Raw genomic sequence first — 16,460 nt, forward strand, 5'->3', positions numbered from 1 at the left:
ACCATTATAAATCAATTCATTAAATATTAAAACAGCAATTTTTTTATGATTACGCTAACAAATTGATCGAAATAATATTAATACATGTAATATTTACAAAAACTGTTTTAACCCTAAGGGAGATGATCAGAGGAAACTTTTAAAAGCATCTCATTGGCTTGAGGTATTGTTTGGCGTTCAATCATACGGTGCACTCTTATACCGTTAGGAGCACAATTTAAATGACGCAGACGCTTATTGACTTCTGCATCCGCTTTTGTGCGACGATGATTATGGCGTAAATAATCTACCCATGTTGGCATATGATAAGCCTCTGTCCAATATTCAGGTCTTTCAAGATCTCGTAAAAGGACCCACTGACGCGCACCATCACGTAATCGAATATGGCGTCGACGCGTCATCACTTTGAGAAACTCTTCGAGTTCATTTTCATGAATTTGGTAATCGATCATTATCATGATCGGGCCACTTCTTGCTTTGAGGTCGAGTAATAGTTCCGGCTCTCTAAAATGATCAAGAGGATTTAAATCTATCTGAGGAATTTCTTGAATTCTAAATTTTACCCCCGCAAGAGCACCAAAAATCAAGAATAGAGAACAAACGCTCAAAGCAATTGTTGGAGAATAACCATCAGCCAAAACTCCCCAGATTGCACTTCCAATAGCCATCCCCCCATAAGATGCCGTTTGATAAAGTGCTAAAGAACGTGCAACAACCCAGCGTGGTGTAGAGAGTTGTACAGATGTATTAAACAATGATAAGGCCAAAACCCAACATAACCCTGCAGGAAATAAAGCAATATGGCTTATAATCAGTGAACGGCTTATTCCCAATAAAAAGCAAGAAAAGGCAAAACCAATAAATGCACTTGCAATAATTGTTTCTGAACGAAAATGATGCCGTACAACTGCATTAATAATACCTGCTGTCATGGCTCCTAACCCAAAACAACCGAGCAATGTACCATAAAGAAGGGCACTTCCTCCAAGAACTTTGTGCGCAACAATTGGCAAAAGTGCTAAAATAGAAATTGCTCCTATACCAAAAAGGAACGCTCGAACCATAATACTCAGCAGATTAGGTGACATCGCAACATAACGCAAACCATCTGAGACAGCTCCTAACAGCCTTTCTCGTGGCAATGAGTTGTTTTCATAATTCGACTTCCAGAAAAACAACGCACCAATAAGAGGAATATAGCTTATAGCATTAAACAAAAAAGCAGCAGATGCCCCCAAAGTTGCAATGATGGCACCACCAATAGCAGGACCAACACTCCGCATCAAATTAAAGCCGACACTATTCAAACTAACAGCAGCAGGAATATTTTCCCTGCTCACAATATCTCCTATCGTTGCTTGCCAAGAAGGATTATAAAAAGCTGTACCACATCCAATCAAAAACGTAAAACATAACAAAAGCCAAGGTGTTAGAAATCCCATATAGGCTAAAACAGATAAACTCATCGATATGACCATCATCATAATCTGCGCACACAACATAATTTGACGCCGATTAAAATTATCAGCTAATGCCCCTGCCATCAAAGAAAACATAACAAGTGGTAATGTTGTGGCACTTTGAACTAGCCCAACCATGGAATGCGAAGAACTAATCAACGCCATTAACCACCCTGCTCCAACAGCCTGTATCAGCCCCCCCAAATTAGAAATAAGAGTAGATGACCATAAATTTCGAAATACCGAATTACGAAAAAGTTTTAATGTTGAAATGCTCTGCATCTTTTCCCTCCAAATCGGTATTTATCACTTTTGTTACCACATACACGCTCATAATCTTTGTATCAAAAGGATGCATAATTCTTTAAAAAACTTCTCATAAAACTCTATTTAAATCAATATTTCAAAACAAAAGCTTTTATTTAAAGAAAGACTTCAAAATGCTGTCAAGGACTAGTATTTTAACCTTCTTTCCTATATAAGAACGAAAATGGGTAAGAGTCTTCGACTTTTCCTGTTTTCTCACAGACCCTTGCTGAACGACATCTCGGCTATGGGTGGCTTTATGTTTCTTCGTTTTTGGAAAGGATAATACGATGTCGATTACAGCTGAACGTAAAAAAGCTCTTGTCGCAGAATACGCAAACAAAGTTGGTGATACAGGATCACCAGAAGTGCAAATTGCTGTACTTTCTGAACGTATTTCTAATTTAACAAACCACTTTAAATCTCACAAAAAAGATAATCATTCTCGTCGTGGTCTTTTGAAGATGGTATCTCAACGTCGGCGTCTTCTTGATTATCTTAAAGGAGTTGACCAAAATCGTTATCAGACACTTATAAAGAAATTAGGTTTGCGTCGCTAAAAGAAAAATGGAAGTGGTATTTAAAAAACACCCATTTTTTCAACGTGTTGCTTTTAATTAAAAATTTTAAAAACTGATAAGTTATTATGGGATAGAACTGCTCATCGTTTCGCATTTAAGCAGTTTACTTCTCTTTTCTTGCAACAAAGATAAAAAGTATGTTGTCCACCCCAGATCTTGGAAGTATGCTACGCAAAACCAGAATGTGAGCAATCAAAGATTTAAACACTGGTCATTAAGGATAAAAAATGTTCAAAACGCACAAGATAGAAATTGAATGGGCCGGGCGTCCGCTCACCCTTGAAACAGGGAAAATAGCGCGTCAAGCTGATGGTGCAGTGATTGCTACCTATGGAGAAACGATTGTCTTAGCTACCGTTGTATCGGCCAAAATCCCAAAACCAGACCAGGACTTTTTTCCACTCACCGTTAATTATCAAGAAAAATCCTATGCTGTTGGTCGAATACCTGGGGGCTATTTAAAACGTGAAAGTCGACCAAGTGAAAATGAAACTTTGGTTTCACGTTTGATTGATCGCCCAATTCGTCCCCTTTTCGTTGAGGGATATAAAAATGATACACAAGTTATTGTTTCCGTTATACAGCATGATCTCGAAAACAATCCCGATATCCTTGCGATGATTGCATCTTCTGCCGCATTGACCCTGTCAGGTGTTCCTTTCATGGGGCCTATAGCCGGTGCCCGCGTTGGCTATTGTAATGGACAATATATTCTTAATCCTCATATCGATGAAATGCCTGAATCAAAACTTGATCTTGTTGTTGCTGGAACAGAAAGTGCTGTTTTGATGGTTGAATCAGAAGCACAAGAATTACCGGAAGATATCATGTTGGGGGCCGTAATGTTTGGTCACAAAGGCCTTCAACCTGTCCTTGATGCCATTATAAAGCTTGCTGAAGTTGCTGCAAAAGATCCTCGTGATTTTGTTCCTGAAGATCTTTCTGAGCTTGAAAAAGCGATGCAGAAAATGGCAGAACAGGATATACGAAAGGCTTACACAATTACTGATAAGCAAGAACGTTATGCTGCAATTGATGCACTAAAGACAGAAATCCTCAATAAATTTATGCCAGAACCAGAAAAAGACTGTCAATTTAGTGCAGATCAAATTGCAACCGTATTTAAACAGTTGCAAGCAAAAATTGTTCGCGGAAACATTCTTGATACCCAAAAGCGGATTGATGGACGCAATCTTTCTACCGTACGCCCTATCCAATCAGAAGTAAGTATTTTACCCCGCACACATGGATCAGCACTCTTTACCCGCGGAGAAACACAAGCGATTGTCGTTGCAACATTGGGAACTGGTGAAGATGAACAATATGTTGATTCTTTGACAGGAATGTATAAGGAAACATTCCTTCTCCATTACAATTTTCCACCATTTTCAGTGGGTGAAACGGGACGCCTTGGTTCTCCAGGTCGTCGTGAAATTGGACATGGCAAATTGGCATGGCGGGCAATTCACCCCATGTTACCAACGAAAGAATCTTTTCCTTATACCATTCGTGCTGTCTCAGAAATCACTGAATCCAATGGCTCTTCTTCTATGGCAACGGTTTGTGGAACCTCACTTGCTCTTATGGATGCTGGTGTTCCTCTAGCACGCCCTGTTGCTGGTATTGCTATGGGCTTGATTAAAGAAGGAGAACGCTTTGCTGTTCTTTCTGATATTTTAGGGGATGAAGATCATCTTGGAGATATGGATTTTAAAGTCGCAGGAACAGAAAATGGTATTACTGCCTTGCAAATGGATATCAAAATTGATGGTATTACCGAAGAGATTATGAAAATCGCGCTTGAACAAGCCAAAGGTGGACGAATCCATATCCTTAATGAGATGGCGAAAGCTTTAACCAGTGCACGTGCTGAGCTGAGTGAATTTTCTCCACGAATCGAAGTTATGAATATTTCTGTCGATAAAATCCGTGATGTTATCGGCTCTGGTGGTAAAGTTATTCGGGAAATCGTGGAACAAACTGGAGCAAAAATTAATATTGAAGATGATGGTACCATTAAAATTGCTTCTGCTGATGCTAAAACCATTGAAGCAGCAAAACGTTGGATCCATTCTATTGTCGATGAGCCTGAAGTTGGTGCTATCTACCAAGGAACAGTTGTAAAAACTGCAGAATTTGGTGCATTTATAAACTTCTTTGGTTCTCGTGATGGACTCGTTCATATCTCTCAGCTTGCATCAGAACGCGTCACCAAAACAACAGATATTGTAAAAGAAGGTGACAAAGTTTGGGTTAAATTAATGGGCTTTGATGAGCGTGGAAAAGTTCGGTTATCAATGAAGGTCGTTGATCAAACAACCGGAAAGGAAATCACCGGTGATAAAGCGATGAATGAAGAAAAGTGCGTGGATGAAAAAAAACAACCTGAAAATAAGCGCCGCCGTAAGAAAGAAGAGTAAGTTTTTCCTCTTATCGTATCATGAAATGCCATCCCAACATTGGAGTGGCATTTTTCTTTGAAAGAGTCATATGTGTTATTATTTTTGCCTTTTGAAAATCATGAACTCCCGTATCCTGATCCAAACCAGTGTTGGCTAAGTTTTGGTTTAACAGAAATCCCAGCTCCAGAATGGGCACAAAATTTAAAAGTTATTACGCCTTGGCGACCAGATTTTTTAAAATTTGTCGATACTCAATTTCACTGCTCTCCTCAAATAGATAAAACTTTCAGCTATGATGGTGCATTTTTACATTTGAGCAAATATCGTGGTTTGAACCAAAATTGTTTTCTTGATTTATTAGAGTGCGTTAAACCCAATGGATGGATTGTAATCAGTGGGGATAAAATTGCTGGTGCTGCTTCAATGATAAAATGGGTCAAAACAATTGTTCCCATCACCAATAAATTGTCTAAAAATCATGGTCTTGTATTTTGGTTGCAAGTTCCTCAACAAATTGAGAGACATAACATTGCGCAATTGCGCTCACCACCGCTCACTTTTGGTAAATTTCAAACCACTTCTGGTATGTTCTCACACGGACGTATTGATCCAGGATCTGCTGCGCTTGCTTCTTATATGCTCAAAATTATTTCTGGAAAAACGGCTGATTTTGGTGCTGGATGGGGTTATCTTTCTCACGTTGCGCTTGAAAGAAGTGAAAAACTCACCGCTCTCGACCTTTATGAAGCAGACTACAATGCTTTGAGAGCAGCAAAACAGCACCTTAAATCCATAACAGCTCCTTTTCCAATTCATTTTTATTGGCATGACCTTGTACATGAACCTATCACAAATCTATATGACACAATCATTTCAAATCCACCGTTTCACACACAACAAACAACAGATGTTTCATTAGGAAAAAATTTTATTATAAATGCTGCAAAGTGCTTAAAGCCAAGCGGCAGTCTGCTTTTTGTTGCAAACCGCCACCTGCCTTATGAAACATTATTAAAAAATATTTTCCGCACAGTGTTGATACATGAACAAGCCCATGGTTTCAAAATTATCGAAGCACGCAGATAAACAGAACAAGCAATAACTTTCAAAGAATAAAACGTGAAAGATCGATATCAGCAGCAAGCTCGCCAATAGATTTTCTCACATAAGCAGCATCAATTTTAAACGATGTTCCAGCTTTATCAGGTGCAGTGAAAGAAATCTCATCCAAAACGCGCTCCATCACTGTTTGCAAACGACGTGCCCCTATATTTTCAATCCTTGCATTTAAATCTACAGCAATATCTGCTAAAGCATCAATTGCATCATCGGTAATTTCCAAATGAACCTCTTCTGTTGCCATAAGAGCAATATATTGTTTAATCAAACTAGCTTCTGGTTCCGTTAGAATGCGCCGTAAATCTTCCCTTGTTAAAGGGTTCAGCTCCACACGGATGGGCAAACGTCCTTGAAGTTCCGGTAATAAATCAGATGGCTTGGAAACATGAAATGCACCTGAGGCAATAAAAAGAATATGATCTGTTTTGATTTGCCCATATTTTGTAGCAATTGTTGTTCCTTCAACCAAAGGCAAAAGATCCCGTTGAACGCCCTCACGCGAAACCGCAACACTTGCTCCACCATCCCTAGTTGCAATTTTATCAATCTCGTCGATAAAAACAATACCGTCATTTTCAGCAACACGAAGCGCCTCTTGAATAATTTGCTCCTGATCAAGGAGTTTTTCAGATTCATCATCAATGAGCGGTTTAAAAGAATCCTTTACTGTCGTCTTACGGACTTTTGTACGACTGCCCATTTTGCCCAAAATATCTGATAAATTCATAATACCCATTTGTGCCCCAGGCATACCAGGAATATCAAAGGTTGAAGCACTATTGCTATTATTATCGGCGACTTCAATTTCAATCTCTTTCTCATCCAATTCACCTTCACGCAATTTTTTACGAAAACTATCACGGGTAGCAGGACTTGCTGTTTTACCAACAAGGGCGTCTAAAACCCGCTCTTCAGCATTCACGTGAGCCTTTTCTTTTATTTCATCCCGTTTCTTTTCACGCACAAGAGAAATGGCAATTTCAACAAGATCTCGAATAATTTGCTCAACATCACGTCCCACATAACCAACTTCAGTAAATTTCGTCGCTTCTACTTTCACAAAAGGTGCTCCAGAAAGTTTTGCTAATCGACGTGCGATTCCTGTTTTACCAACACCTGTTGGCCCTATCATTAAAATATTTTTTGGCATAACTTCTTCACGCATCGGCTCATCAAGCTGTTGCCTACGCCACCGATTGCGCAATGCAATAGCTACAGAGCGTTTGGCATCATTTTGGCCAATAATAAAACGATCAAGTTCAGAAACAGTCTCACGAGGGGAAAATACAACACACATTTAAATAGCTTTCTCTAAAGAAGATAATTCTGCATCCAATGTTTCAATCGTAAAATGATCATTGGTGTAAACACAAATTTTAGCGGCAATAGCCATAGCTTTACGAGCAATAGTTTCTGCATCTAAATCCAAATCCATGAGTGCACGCGCTGCTGAAAGAGCAAAATTTCCTCCAGAGCCAATTGCCATAACCCCATCTTCTGGTTCTAAGACATCACCAAGCCCTGTTAGAGCCAAAGTTACTTTCTTATCAGCCACGAGCATCATTGCTTCGAGACGACGCAAATAGCGATCTGTTCTCCAATCTTTTGCAAGTTCCACACAAGCACGCATAAGCTGATCAGGATATTGTTCAAGCTTTGTTTCCAATCTCTCCAGTAATGTAAAAGCATCTGCCGTAGCACCAGCAAAACCAGCAATAACCACTCCGTTCTTTCCAAGACGACGCACTTTACGTGCATTGCCTTTCATAATTGTCTGTCCAAGAGAGACCTGACCATCCCCGGCCATCACGACTTGTCCACCTTTTCGTACCGTAATAATTGTTGTACCATACATTATGTCTGGCTTATGTTCTGTCATAAGGAAACTCCTTAATATTAACTTTACTTTTTAATATTGATTTCTTTTCATACAATGTAAAACTCAATTACTATTGTCCTATTTAAGAACATATACAGCAAAACACAATGATTCAGCATAACTCAATTTGTTGAAAATTGGAAAAATGATATCATTGTTGTCAATGTAAATTACTGCTAAATAGCTTTATATAAACAGTTTGTGCTTTTTAGAGGAAAATTATGAAAAAAATAGCCATAGGGACCTTAGGTGGAACAATTGCAATGACTGCTGATAGTTTTGGTCACATGCAACCGACTTTAACTTCAGATAACCTCATAAAAAGTGTTCCTGATTTAAATAACGTTGCTGATATTCATGCACAAACATTAATGCAAATACCAAGTGGATCTTTATCGTTTCAAATGTTTTTTGAAATAATTAAGTGGGCAAAACAACAAATAAACGCTGGTGCAGAAGGTATTGTTTTAACACAAGGGACTGATACTCTGGAAGAAACAGCTTTTTTTCTTTCTCTTTATTGGAAGGAAGCCGAACCACTCATCATAACCGGCGCTATGCGCATGCCTCATGAAGCAGGCGCCGATGGCCCCGCAAACATTTTAGCAGCCACTCGTGTCGCAGCAGCCACACAAAGTCGTAACAGGGGCGTTCTCGTTGTCATAAATGATGCAATTCATTCACCTTATTGGCTCTATAAAAGCCATACCGTCAAAGTCGAAACATTTCAATCAGGTCTTGCAGGTGTTTTAGGAACTATTTTAGAGGGAAAACTTATTTATTTCAATGATCGAAAATTTTTTCCGACAACGTTTGATCTTCCCCAAAACCATGACCATCAAATTGCACTGCTCTATTCCTCTTTATCATCTGGTGCACAATTAATGAAACTATGCCTTGAAAGTGGGTATTATGCTGGAGTTGTTATTGCTGGTTTTGGTGCAGGACACTGTAGTTTTCAAGAAGCAGACCTTGTACAACAATATGCACAAAAAATACCAATCATTATTGCTAGTCGTTGTTGTAATGGCTCAACAACTCGTATAACTTATGGCTATAAAGGCTCCGAAATTGATATGATTGCTTCTGGTGCTCTCATGTCTGGTTATTTATCAGCCGTAAAAGCGCGTCTACTTTTATGGGCTTTTTTGGCGCAAGGGCACTCATTAGCACAAATCCGTGCAAACTGGAATGACTGGACTATAAGTTAATGAAAAATGATCTATTATCTTAAAAGAAGAGAGCATGCAAAACAAAATTTATATGAAAATAAAGCCGCTCATCTGTCTACTCTTAATCAATTGCTGCTGCAAAAAAATCTCGACAAATACAAATGATTGATACGACTATACAAAAAATTAATCAGAAAGATAATCTGGTCAAATCCGTTTCTGACCGATATTCACCCTATCGTGTTTTTACTGCACAAGAATGGTCAGAGTTTCGTGAAGACACACCTCTTACTTTGACTTTTGATGAAATTAAGCGTTTACGCTCTATTGATGATCCTATCGATCTTAAAGAAGTCCAACGCATTTATCTTTCTTTATCGCGTCTGTTATCATGCCATGTTGAAGCAGTACAGGAACTTTTTCACAAACGTCAGCAGTTTCTCCATCAAGAAGAGAGTAGAAAAACGCCCTTTATTATTGGAATTGCTGGTTCTGTAGCTGTAGGAAAATCAACCACGGCTCGCATTCTTCAAGAACTGTTGAAACGTTGGACATCTAGTCTTAAAGTTGATCTAATCACAACGGATGGTTTTCTCTATCCTAACGCAATCTTACAGCAAAAAAATCGTATGAATCGTAAAGGATTTCCTGATTCCTATGACATTAAAAAACTGCTGTGCTTTCTTTCGGCTATAAAAGCAGGTATCGGAAATGTTCGTGCCCCACTTTACTCACATATGACCTATGATGTTCTAGAAAATCAGACAATTACCATTGATCGTCCTGATATTTTAATTGTTGAAGGTATTAATGTATTACAAGTCAGTGATCTTCCTAAAGATGGAAAAGCTATTCCTTTCGTATCAGATTTTTTTGATTTTTCAATCTATGTCGATGCCGAAACAGAAGTCATTCGTCACTGGTATTTGGAGCGCTTTAAACGTTTGCGTAAAACAACTTTTCAAAATCCTGAATCCTATTTTCATCGTTATGCCCACCTCAATGAAAAAGAAGCCTCAAAAATCGCTGAGGATCTTTGGCAAACGATTAATTTAAAAAATTTACAGGAAAATATATTGCCAACACGACCACGGTCCAATCTCATTCTACGAAAGGGAAAAAATCATTTGGTCGAATATGTCGCACTTAGACGACTATAAGGATCTCATAACTATGCACCACCACATTCATTTTACCTCAACGCGTATCGATAACAGTTGCCCTATCATATTGGTAAACCAAAGAACTCTTGCCAACTTATCACTTGATGCGTCAACAACAGCATGGATAAAAGTTAATGACTTTACTGGTAAAGCAGGACAAATACTCTTTATTCCTCACGAAACGGGGCATTTAAAAAAAGTTTTATTTGGAATTGGCAATGGTAACGATCCTTTTATCACAGGACTGCTTGCTCAAAAGCTTCCTGCTGGTCAATGGCATTTAGAAGGTACAACCTCTGATGAAATAAATACCTATCTTGGATTGGCATTTGGTAGCTATCAATTTAATCGCTATCGTCAAAATTCTTCTTTCAAATCATTATCTATCCATGTCAATGAGGCGATTGATCTCAATGAGCTCCAACGAATTTATGAAGCTGTCTTTTTCGTCCGTGATCTCATTAATATTCCAGCCAATGATATGAACCCTGATACTCTCGAAAAAGAAGCTCGAAAACTAGGAAAAACCTACGGTGCTCATATCAAAAGTATTTGTGGAGACGATCTCTTAATCCATAACTTTCCGATGATTCATGCTGTAGGACGAGCAGGCAGCACTGCACCACGACTGATTGAGTTACTCTGGGGGCAAGAACATCATCCTAAAATAACGTTGGTGGGCAAAGGCGTAACTTTTGATACTGGAGGTCTCGATATTAAATCAGCCAATAACATGTTACTTATGAAAAAAGATATGGGGGGTGGAGCAAACGTTTTGGGATTGGCTAAACTTATCATGGATGCAAAATTGCCTTTCCGTTTACGCGTTTTGATTCCAGCTGTAGAAAATGCAATTTCTGGGAATGCTTACCGACCAGGTGATATTCTCAAAAGTCGTAAAGGTTTAAGTGTTGAAGTAGGTAATACAGATGCTGAAGGGCGCCTTGTCCTTGCCGATGCACTCGCCTATGGTGATGAAGAAAGTCCACAATTCATGCTTTGTATGGCTACTTTAACAGGGGCAGCGCGTATAGCACTAGGACCAGATCTTCCCGCATTTTATTGTAATGATTCAATATGGGCACAACAAATTTCTGAATCTGCTCACGCTGTCTTTGATCCTCTTTGGCAAATGCCCCTTTGGAAACCTTACCAAGAGATGTTATCATCACCAATTGCTGATCTTAACAATGTAACTGGAAACAGCTTTGCTGGTTCTATAACAGCTGCTTTATTTCTTAATTCTTTTGTTGAAAAAGCTGAACATTTTGCGCATTTTGACCTTTATGGATGGGTTCCAAAAGAAAAACCAGGATACCCTATTGGTGGATCAGCACAAACTATTCGTGCCCTTTATAATATTTTTAAAAATGAATTTTGACACAAATATCCACAAAAATGGACAATTTTGCAGCTTAAAGAATAATTGGTCTTACACTGTGTTCTTAGTTTTGTTTGAGGATAAAAACCTTACCAATAGAGTTTTCATGAGTTTGTTTAAAGGTAAGAAGTAACAAAATGGAAAGCAAAAAGATGATCTCTAAAGACCCAAGACTTCATGCATTCAGAGATGATCTAGCAGATCAACGTCTTGAAACAGAAATTACAGCTCAACGCTTTGTTCAAGGTGAAAAAAGACGTGTTAATACAGCGGTCGCTGGACTTTTTAAAGAAAATAGTAAAAAAAGTGAAAGACAAACAGAATGCTTATTGGGAGAAGAACTTCTCATTTTTGAACAAGGGAAAACATTGTCGTGGGGACAATCACTCAAAGATGGTTATGTCGGTTATATTGATACAAAAGTTCTTTGTACATCAACCATAAAACAAACGCATGTGGTTTCAGTACCACGCACATTTAAATATTTACACGCTGACTTACGTGGACCAATAGTATCCCCATTATCTATGGGAAGCAAAGTCAGTGTTGTTGATGAAATTGAAGTCCGTGACACAATGTATTCTATTCTTGAAAATGGAACAGCAATCATTACGAGTCATCTCAACCCCATTGGACGCGTATATGAAGATTATGTCACAGTTGCAGAAACCTTTATCCGTACACCTTATCTTTGGGGTGGTGTCAGCGGTTTTGGAATTGATTGTTCGGGACTCATTCAGCTCTCTATGATGATGACCGATCAAATAGTTTTACGTGACACCGATATGCAGCAAGAAACTATAGGCAGTCCTCTTACAGATACTGATAAACTTCAACGAGGCGATTTAATTTTTTGGAAAGATCATGTTGCTATTATGGTTGATCACGCAAATATTATTCACGCAAATGGTTTTTCTATGGACGTTATGATTGAGCCCTTGGAAAAAGCAATTACGCGTATCGCTAAAAAAAATCAATATCCCATCGCAAAACGCCGTCCAATTCAAGAAACTTCATACATGCCTCCTATAAAAAATTAATTGAATGTTTTATTATTACAATATATTGATTTATAAGGATAATTATCCATCATTCACTCTGCGTCAAGCATTCTAAATATCGTAAGATTTTTTATTTCAAATCTGTTTTTATGTTGGATCAATCAAAGCCGCTTGTCTGTTCATCACAAGCGGAATTGATGTATAAGTAAAAATGATTACGAAAAGAAAAATATCCCTTCTGAATGCCCTCAAATGCCAAGAGCTATCGTAACTAACATTGGAACTAGCTTACTCCTTCATAAGCGTAAAGATAGTGGCGCTCAATAGATTTTATCTTATAAAGCTTTACCATTATACCATTCACGAGTGCCGGCACGAAATGGGCTTTGGAATATTGCGAGATGCCTCTTTTAAACAACCCCGCAAATATGCAACACAATGGCGTTCTATATTACGTAAGCGATATGCCCCTCTTAATCAAAAGCAACATTTTTTGAAATTTTTCCTATTATCGATATCTTATGAAATAAATACTCCTAATATCTCTCGGTGCCTCCAAGACAATCTCTCAATAATAATCGCGAAAAGTATAAATCCATTATCTACCACCATTTTTATGCTTATGAAGCGTGCAAAGGCATCATTATACACTTTGCCAATTCTCAATGTTGCGATAACCCTTGGCTATTGGAGAGTGTTCTTTCAGCACGTATTTTATTTCTTTCTTAAATAATTTTATCCACATGAATCTCCCCGCTTGGAACGTGCAAAAGAATGGTTTTGATTAATTTAACATAAAACAGACTTGAAATGAGAAAAATTTTTACGACTCTGGACTTCCCCATGCAACATAAAAAAATTATAAATTATCATTATAACTCAATATATTAATTTATATTTAAACAATATTTCCTTCTTATAACACATTAAAGAAGGTGATTTTTCAATACCTGAACCAATGGTTTATCAGCATCAGGCATAGGGTATTTATCAAGATCATTAATAAAAACCCATTCTAAATTTTGCCCTTCTCGTCCTTGCGCAACGCCCTCATAATGGTCACAAAGGTACAATGGCATTAAGAGATGAAATGTTTTATAGCTATGGCTCGCAAACGTTAAAGGGTGTAAATTATTTGGTTGAACATAAATACCAAGCTCTTCCTCTAGTTCACGAATTAATGATGCTTCCGGAGTTTCACCTTGCTCAACCTTGCCACCAGGGAACTCCCATAAACCAGCCAGTGATTTTCCTTCAGGACGCTGTGTAAGCAAAACACGATTATTCTGATCTAACAGTGCACATGCAATAACAAGAAGAATGGAACTTTTCATACACATATCACTCCCCAATAGGGAACATAAAGATAACTGACTTTTCTATCATATCCCCTCTGCTCCTAAAAGAGCTCACATACCCCATTTGCTCTGAAAAATAATAAACTGTTAAATATAAAGTGCATCCATTAACTTCTGTAATCGCTATTGATCATAACGTACTCTTTTGTTAAATCGCAAGACCAAACCGTCGCCGTACTCTTACCCAAACCGATATCAACACGAATCGTGATGTGCTTACCTTGCATATAAGTACCTATTGTCTCTTCACAATACTCAGGATCTCGTACGCCATTCACGGCCACACGATGCTCACCAAACCAAATCGTCAATAGATCACGATCGACTTCAACACCGGCCTTCCCAACTGCCATAACGACCCGCCCCCAATTCGCATCTTCACCGGCAATAGCCGTTTTTACGAGCGGTGAATTTGCAATTGATAAAGCAATAGTTTTAGCTGCATTATTTGTTGTAGCACCCACCACATTAACCTCAATTAAATGACGAGCACCTTCACCATCACAAACAACTTGTAGTGCAAGTTCATGCAGAAGTGCACTCAATTGTTTCACAAAAACCCCATAACGCGGATCAGATTTACTTGTAAGACATGGAACATGTTCTTTCCCTGTCGCAAACAACATAAGCGTATCTGAAGTTGAGGTATCGCTATCAACAGTAATTGAATTGAAAGAACCCTCAACTGCCTCTAATAACATGGATTGGAGTGCATCCGAAGAAATGGTAGCATCACTAACCACAAATGACAGCATTGTCGCCATATCGGGTGCAATCATACCAGCACCTTTTGCAATTCCATTAATGGTAACACGCTCTCCCCCACAGTCAAAAGTGCGCGTCGCAAGTTTTGGAAATGTGTCCGTTGTCATTATGGCTTTTGCAGCTTCCAACCAATTTCCCTCTTCTGCTGTCTCTGTCATACTTGGTAAAAGATTGACAATACCCGATGCATCCATTGGCTCACCAATAACACCCGTAGAAGCTATAAAAATTTCATCTTCTCTAACCTTTAAAGCGTTCGCTGCTGCACAAATAATTGCATCGGTTGTGTGCTTTCCTTTGCTTCCTGTAAAAGCATTTGCATTTCCAGAATTCACAACAACACCCCTTGCAACCCCATGAGGAAGCGATGCACGACAATGCTCTACAGGTGCAGATGGACATTTTGAACGAGTAAAAACACCGGCCACACTCACTGGCTTATCGAATATGATGAAAAGAAGATCTGTACGATCTTTATATTTAATCCCAGCTTCAGCTGTTGCTATCCGTACACCAGATAATGGAGAAAGCTCTTGGATCTTTTGAGGCGACAAAGGAGAGATTTTCAAAACCACAATATGCTTTCTATAAAAAAATGAAATGATTGCAGATCAATAACCTCTCATAGAAAACTGCTAGGCTTTTTGAACAAAACTAACCTAGCAAATTATCTATTAAAGAGGCTATCTACTTATTTTTCCTAGCTATTCCGTATCTTCTTCATCAGATGTTTCATCGGGAAGTAGCGTCCCATTTTGATGAAGCGATTCCATGATTTTTGTAACATTAGGATCAGGGTATTTCACATCTATCTTGCTACGCAAATCAACAATCAGTTCTTGATAGCGCTTTTTTATTAGCTGTGTCCGCAACATCTCTTTAACATCATCAAATGCAGGCGGTTGTTTTACACGACGATCTTCTAATTTAATAATATGCCAACCAAAAGGACTTTCAACGGGTTGTTTTGTGTATTCGCCAACTTTCAAACCAAATGCGGCATCTTCAAAAGGCTTGACCATTTGACCATGGCTAAAATAACCAAGATCACCCCCAACGGCAGCAGAACCATCTGTTGAACTTTTCTTTGCAATCTCTTCAAAATTTTCGCCTTTATTTAAATGCTTAATGATAGCTTCTGCTTCTTTTCTCGTTTTGACCAAAATATGACGCGCTTTAACCTCATCCTCTTTAGGTAAAGCAGCAACTTCTTGCTTATAAAGAGCTTCCAAATCAGTATCCGATATTTTATCAACAATCGCCTGTTTAAAATAAAGCTGTTGAAGAACATTGTCACGCATGACTGCCATACGTTTATCGTAAGCTTCTGTCTTATCAAGACCTTTGCTTCTTGCTGCTTTTGCGAGGGCCTGCATATCTAAATAAGCTTTTAGAACCATCATACGGCGTTGTTCATCAGGAAAACGTGCTAAATTAGGATTTATTTCAAGCGCTAAATCATCCAATTGGCCTGCTGTAATATTTTTCCCATCAATAACCGCCATAACATGAGAAGGAGAAACGGCTTTTTCAGAAGTTTTCTCTAAAGTCTTTAAATCACTCGACGATGAATTCAAACCTTCTTGAGCACTCACCCCTAAACTTGTACTTGCCAATAAAGTTGATGCTAAAAAAAGCGTGATAAAGTTAAATTTCATAAATATACTCCTTAAAAATGAAGGCAGGTTCAAGATTCCAATTTTCTTTACCATAACACTTTAATCTTTAAACATAGAGAAATAAATTAGTAATTTTATTTTAAAAAAGTATAAAATTATCCTTTTATCTCAGTTTCTCCAATCCTATCTAATGCAGATGAAAAACATGATAATAGAGAAAAATGACATATTGTATCTTAAATTACTTTGTATTG

Annotated in this window: 13 protein-coding genes; 7 read left to right on the top strand and 6 right to left on the bottom strand. The window is 38.3% G+C overall.

Annotated features, from left to right (window positions below):
- Nucleotides 1-113 precede the first annotated feature (113 nt).
- Complete coding sequence (locus ACFINM_RS00220) at nucleotides 114-1,742, bottom strand: MFS transporter (RefSeq protein ID WP_375639495.1); 1,629 nt, start codon at nucleotides 1,740-1,742, stop codon at nucleotides 114-116.
- Nucleotides 1,743-2,056: 314 nt separating this feature from the next.
- Here ACFINM_RS00220 and rpsO point away from each other — a divergent pair, with 314 nt between their 5' ends.
- From rpsO to ACFINM_RS00235, 3 genes are all read left to right on the top strand, one after another.
- Complete coding sequence (gene rpsO / locus ACFINM_RS00225) at nucleotides 2,057-2,326, top strand: 30S ribosomal protein S15 (RefSeq protein ID WP_375611819.1); 270 nt, start codon at nucleotides 2,057-2,059, stop codon at nucleotides 2,324-2,326.
- Nucleotides 2,327-2,574: 248 nt separating this feature from the next.
- The gene (gene pnp / locus ACFINM_RS00230) at nucleotides 2,575-4,767 is read left to right on the top strand and encodes a polyribonucleotide nucleotidyltransferase (protein ID WP_375630006.1); all 2,193 of its coding nucleotides are present in this window, start codon (nucleotides 2,575-2,577) and stop codon (nucleotides 4,765-4,767) included.
- Nucleotides 4,768-4,839: 72 nt separating this feature from the next.
- Entirely contained in the window at nucleotides 4,840-5,835 is a 996-nt protein-coding gene (locus ACFINM_RS00235; protein ID WP_375630005.1) for a class I SAM-dependent methyltransferase, read from the top strand.
- A gap of 19 nt (nucleotides 5,836-5,854) precedes the next feature.
- Here the strand turns inward: ACFINM_RS00235 and hslU are convergent, their stop codons facing one another.
- Nucleotides 5,855-7,165 carry an ATP-dependent protease ATPase subunit HslU gene (gene hslU, locus ACFINM_RS00240; protein ID WP_375611822.1) on the bottom strand — a complete coding sequence of 437 codons (1,311 nt, stop codon included), beginning with the start codon at nucleotides 7,163-7,165 and terminating at the stop codon, nucleotides 5,855-5,857.
- A complete protein-coding gene (gene hslV, locus ACFINM_RS00245) occupies nucleotides 7,166-7,747 on the bottom strand; it encodes an ATP-dependent protease subunit HslV (RefSeq protein ID WP_375611823.1) in 582 nt (193 codons plus the stop codon).
- Nucleotides 7,748-7,968: 221 nt separating this feature from the next.
- Here hslV and ACFINM_RS00250 point away from each other — a divergent pair, with 221 nt between their 5' ends.
- The 4 genes from ACFINM_RS00250 (at nucleotide 7,969) to ACFINM_RS00265 (ending at nucleotide 12,503) form a co-directional block, all read left to right on the top strand.
- On the top strand, nucleotides 7,969-8,958 hold the full coding sequence (locus tag ACFINM_RS00250) for an asparaginase (RefSeq protein WP_375621189.1): 990 nt from the start codon (nucleotides 7,969-7,971) through the stop codon (nucleotides 8,956-8,958).
- A 122-nt stretch (nucleotides 8,959-9,080) separates the two neighbouring features.
- Complete coding sequence (gene coaA / locus ACFINM_RS00255; RefSeq protein ID WP_273790598.1) at nucleotides 9,081-10,079, top strand: type I pantothenate kinase; 999 nt, start codon at nucleotides 9,081-9,083, stop codon at nucleotides 10,077-10,079.
- Nucleotides 10,080-10,092: 13 nt separating this feature from the next.
- Entirely contained in the window at nucleotides 10,093-11,463 is a 1,371-nt protein-coding gene (locus tag ACFINM_RS00260; RefSeq protein ID WP_375621188.1) for a M17 family metallopeptidase, read from the top strand.
- A 152-nt stretch (nucleotides 11,464-11,615) separates the two neighbouring features.
- Nucleotides 11,616-12,503 (top strand): NlpC/P60 family protein, encoded by an 888-nt coding sequence (locus tag ACFINM_RS00265; RefSeq protein WP_375621220.1) that lies wholly within the window; start codon nucleotides 11,616-11,618, stop codon nucleotides 12,501-12,503.
- A gap of 887 nt (nucleotides 12,504-13,390) precedes the next feature.
- Here the strand turns inward: ACFINM_RS00265 and mutT are convergent.
- The 3 genes from mutT to ACFINM_RS00280 all read right to left on the bottom strand — a co-directional run bounded on the left by mutT (nucleotide 13,391) and on the right by ACFINM_RS00280 (nucleotide 16,245).
- Nucleotides 13,391-13,804: an 8-oxo-dGTP diphosphatase MutT gene (gene mutT, locus ACFINM_RS00270; RefSeq protein WP_375621187.1), complete on the bottom strand. Its 414-nt coding sequence runs from the start codon at nucleotides 13,802-13,804 to the stop codon at nucleotides 13,391-13,393.
- A 125-nt stretch (nucleotides 13,805-13,929) separates the two neighbouring features.
- Nucleotides 13,930-15,162, bottom strand: a complete 1,233-nt coding sequence (gene argJ / locus ACFINM_RS00275) for a bifunctional glutamate N-acetyltransferase/amino-acid acetyltransferase ArgJ (protein WP_375621186.1) — start codon at nucleotides 15,160-15,162, stop codon at nucleotides 13,930-13,932.
- 129 nt (nucleotides 15,163-15,291) lie between these two features.
- Nucleotides 15,292-16,245, bottom strand: a complete 954-nt coding sequence (locus ACFINM_RS00280) for a peptidylprolyl isomerase (protein WP_375621185.1) — start codon at nucleotides 16,243-16,245, stop codon at nucleotides 15,292-15,294.
- Nucleotides 16,246-16,460 lie beyond the last annotated feature (215 nt).

This window comes from Bartonella sp. AA168HLJHH, from assembly GCF_042197365.1.
In the GTDB taxonomy this organism is placed as follows: domain Bacteria; phylum Pseudomonadota; class Alphaproteobacteria; order Rhizobiales; family Rhizobiaceae; genus Bartonella.

Excerpts from the sequence above, each read along its gene's own strand:
- ACFINM_RS00220 (WP_375639495.1), bottom strand. The coding sequence starts at position 1,742 with ATGCAGAGCATTTCAACATTAAAACTTTTTCGTAATTCGGTATTTCGA.
- rpsO (WP_375611819.1), top strand. The coding sequence starts at position 2,057 with ATGTCGATTACAGCTGAACGTAAAAAAGCTCTTGTCGCAGAATACGCA.
- pnp (WP_375630006.1), top strand. The coding sequence starts at position 2,575 with ATGTTCAAAACGCACAAGATAGAAATTGAATGGGCCGGGCGTCCGCTC.
- hslU (WP_375611822.1), bottom strand. The coding sequence starts at position 7,165 with ATGTGTGTTGTATTTTCCCCTCGTGAGACTGTTTCTGAACTTGATCGT.
- hslV (WP_375611823.1), bottom strand. The coding sequence starts at position 7,747 with ATGACAGAACATAAGCCAGACATAATGTATGGTACAACAATTATTACG.
- ACFINM_RS00250 (WP_375621189.1), top strand. The coding sequence starts at position 7,969 with ATGAAAAAAATAGCCATAGGGACCTTAGGTGGAACAATTGCAATGACT.
- coaA (WP_273790598.1), top strand. The coding sequence starts at position 9,081 with ATGATTGATACGACTATACAAAAAATTAATCAGAAAGATAATCTGGTC.
- ACFINM_RS00260 (WP_375621188.1), top strand. The coding sequence starts at position 10,093 with ATGCACCACCACATTCATTTTACCTCAACGCGTATCGATAACAGTTGC.
- ACFINM_RS00265 (WP_375621220.1), top strand. The coding sequence starts at position 11,616 with ATGATCTCTAAAGACCCAAGACTTCATGCATTCAGAGATGATCTAGCA.
- mutT (WP_375621187.1), bottom strand. The coding sequence starts at position 13,804 with ATGTGTATGAAAAGTTCCATTCTTCTTGTTATTGCATGTGCACTGTTA.
- ACFINM_RS00280 (WP_375621185.1), bottom strand. The coding sequence starts at position 16,245 with ATGAAATTTAACTTTATCACGCTTTTTTTAGCATCAACTTTATTGGCA.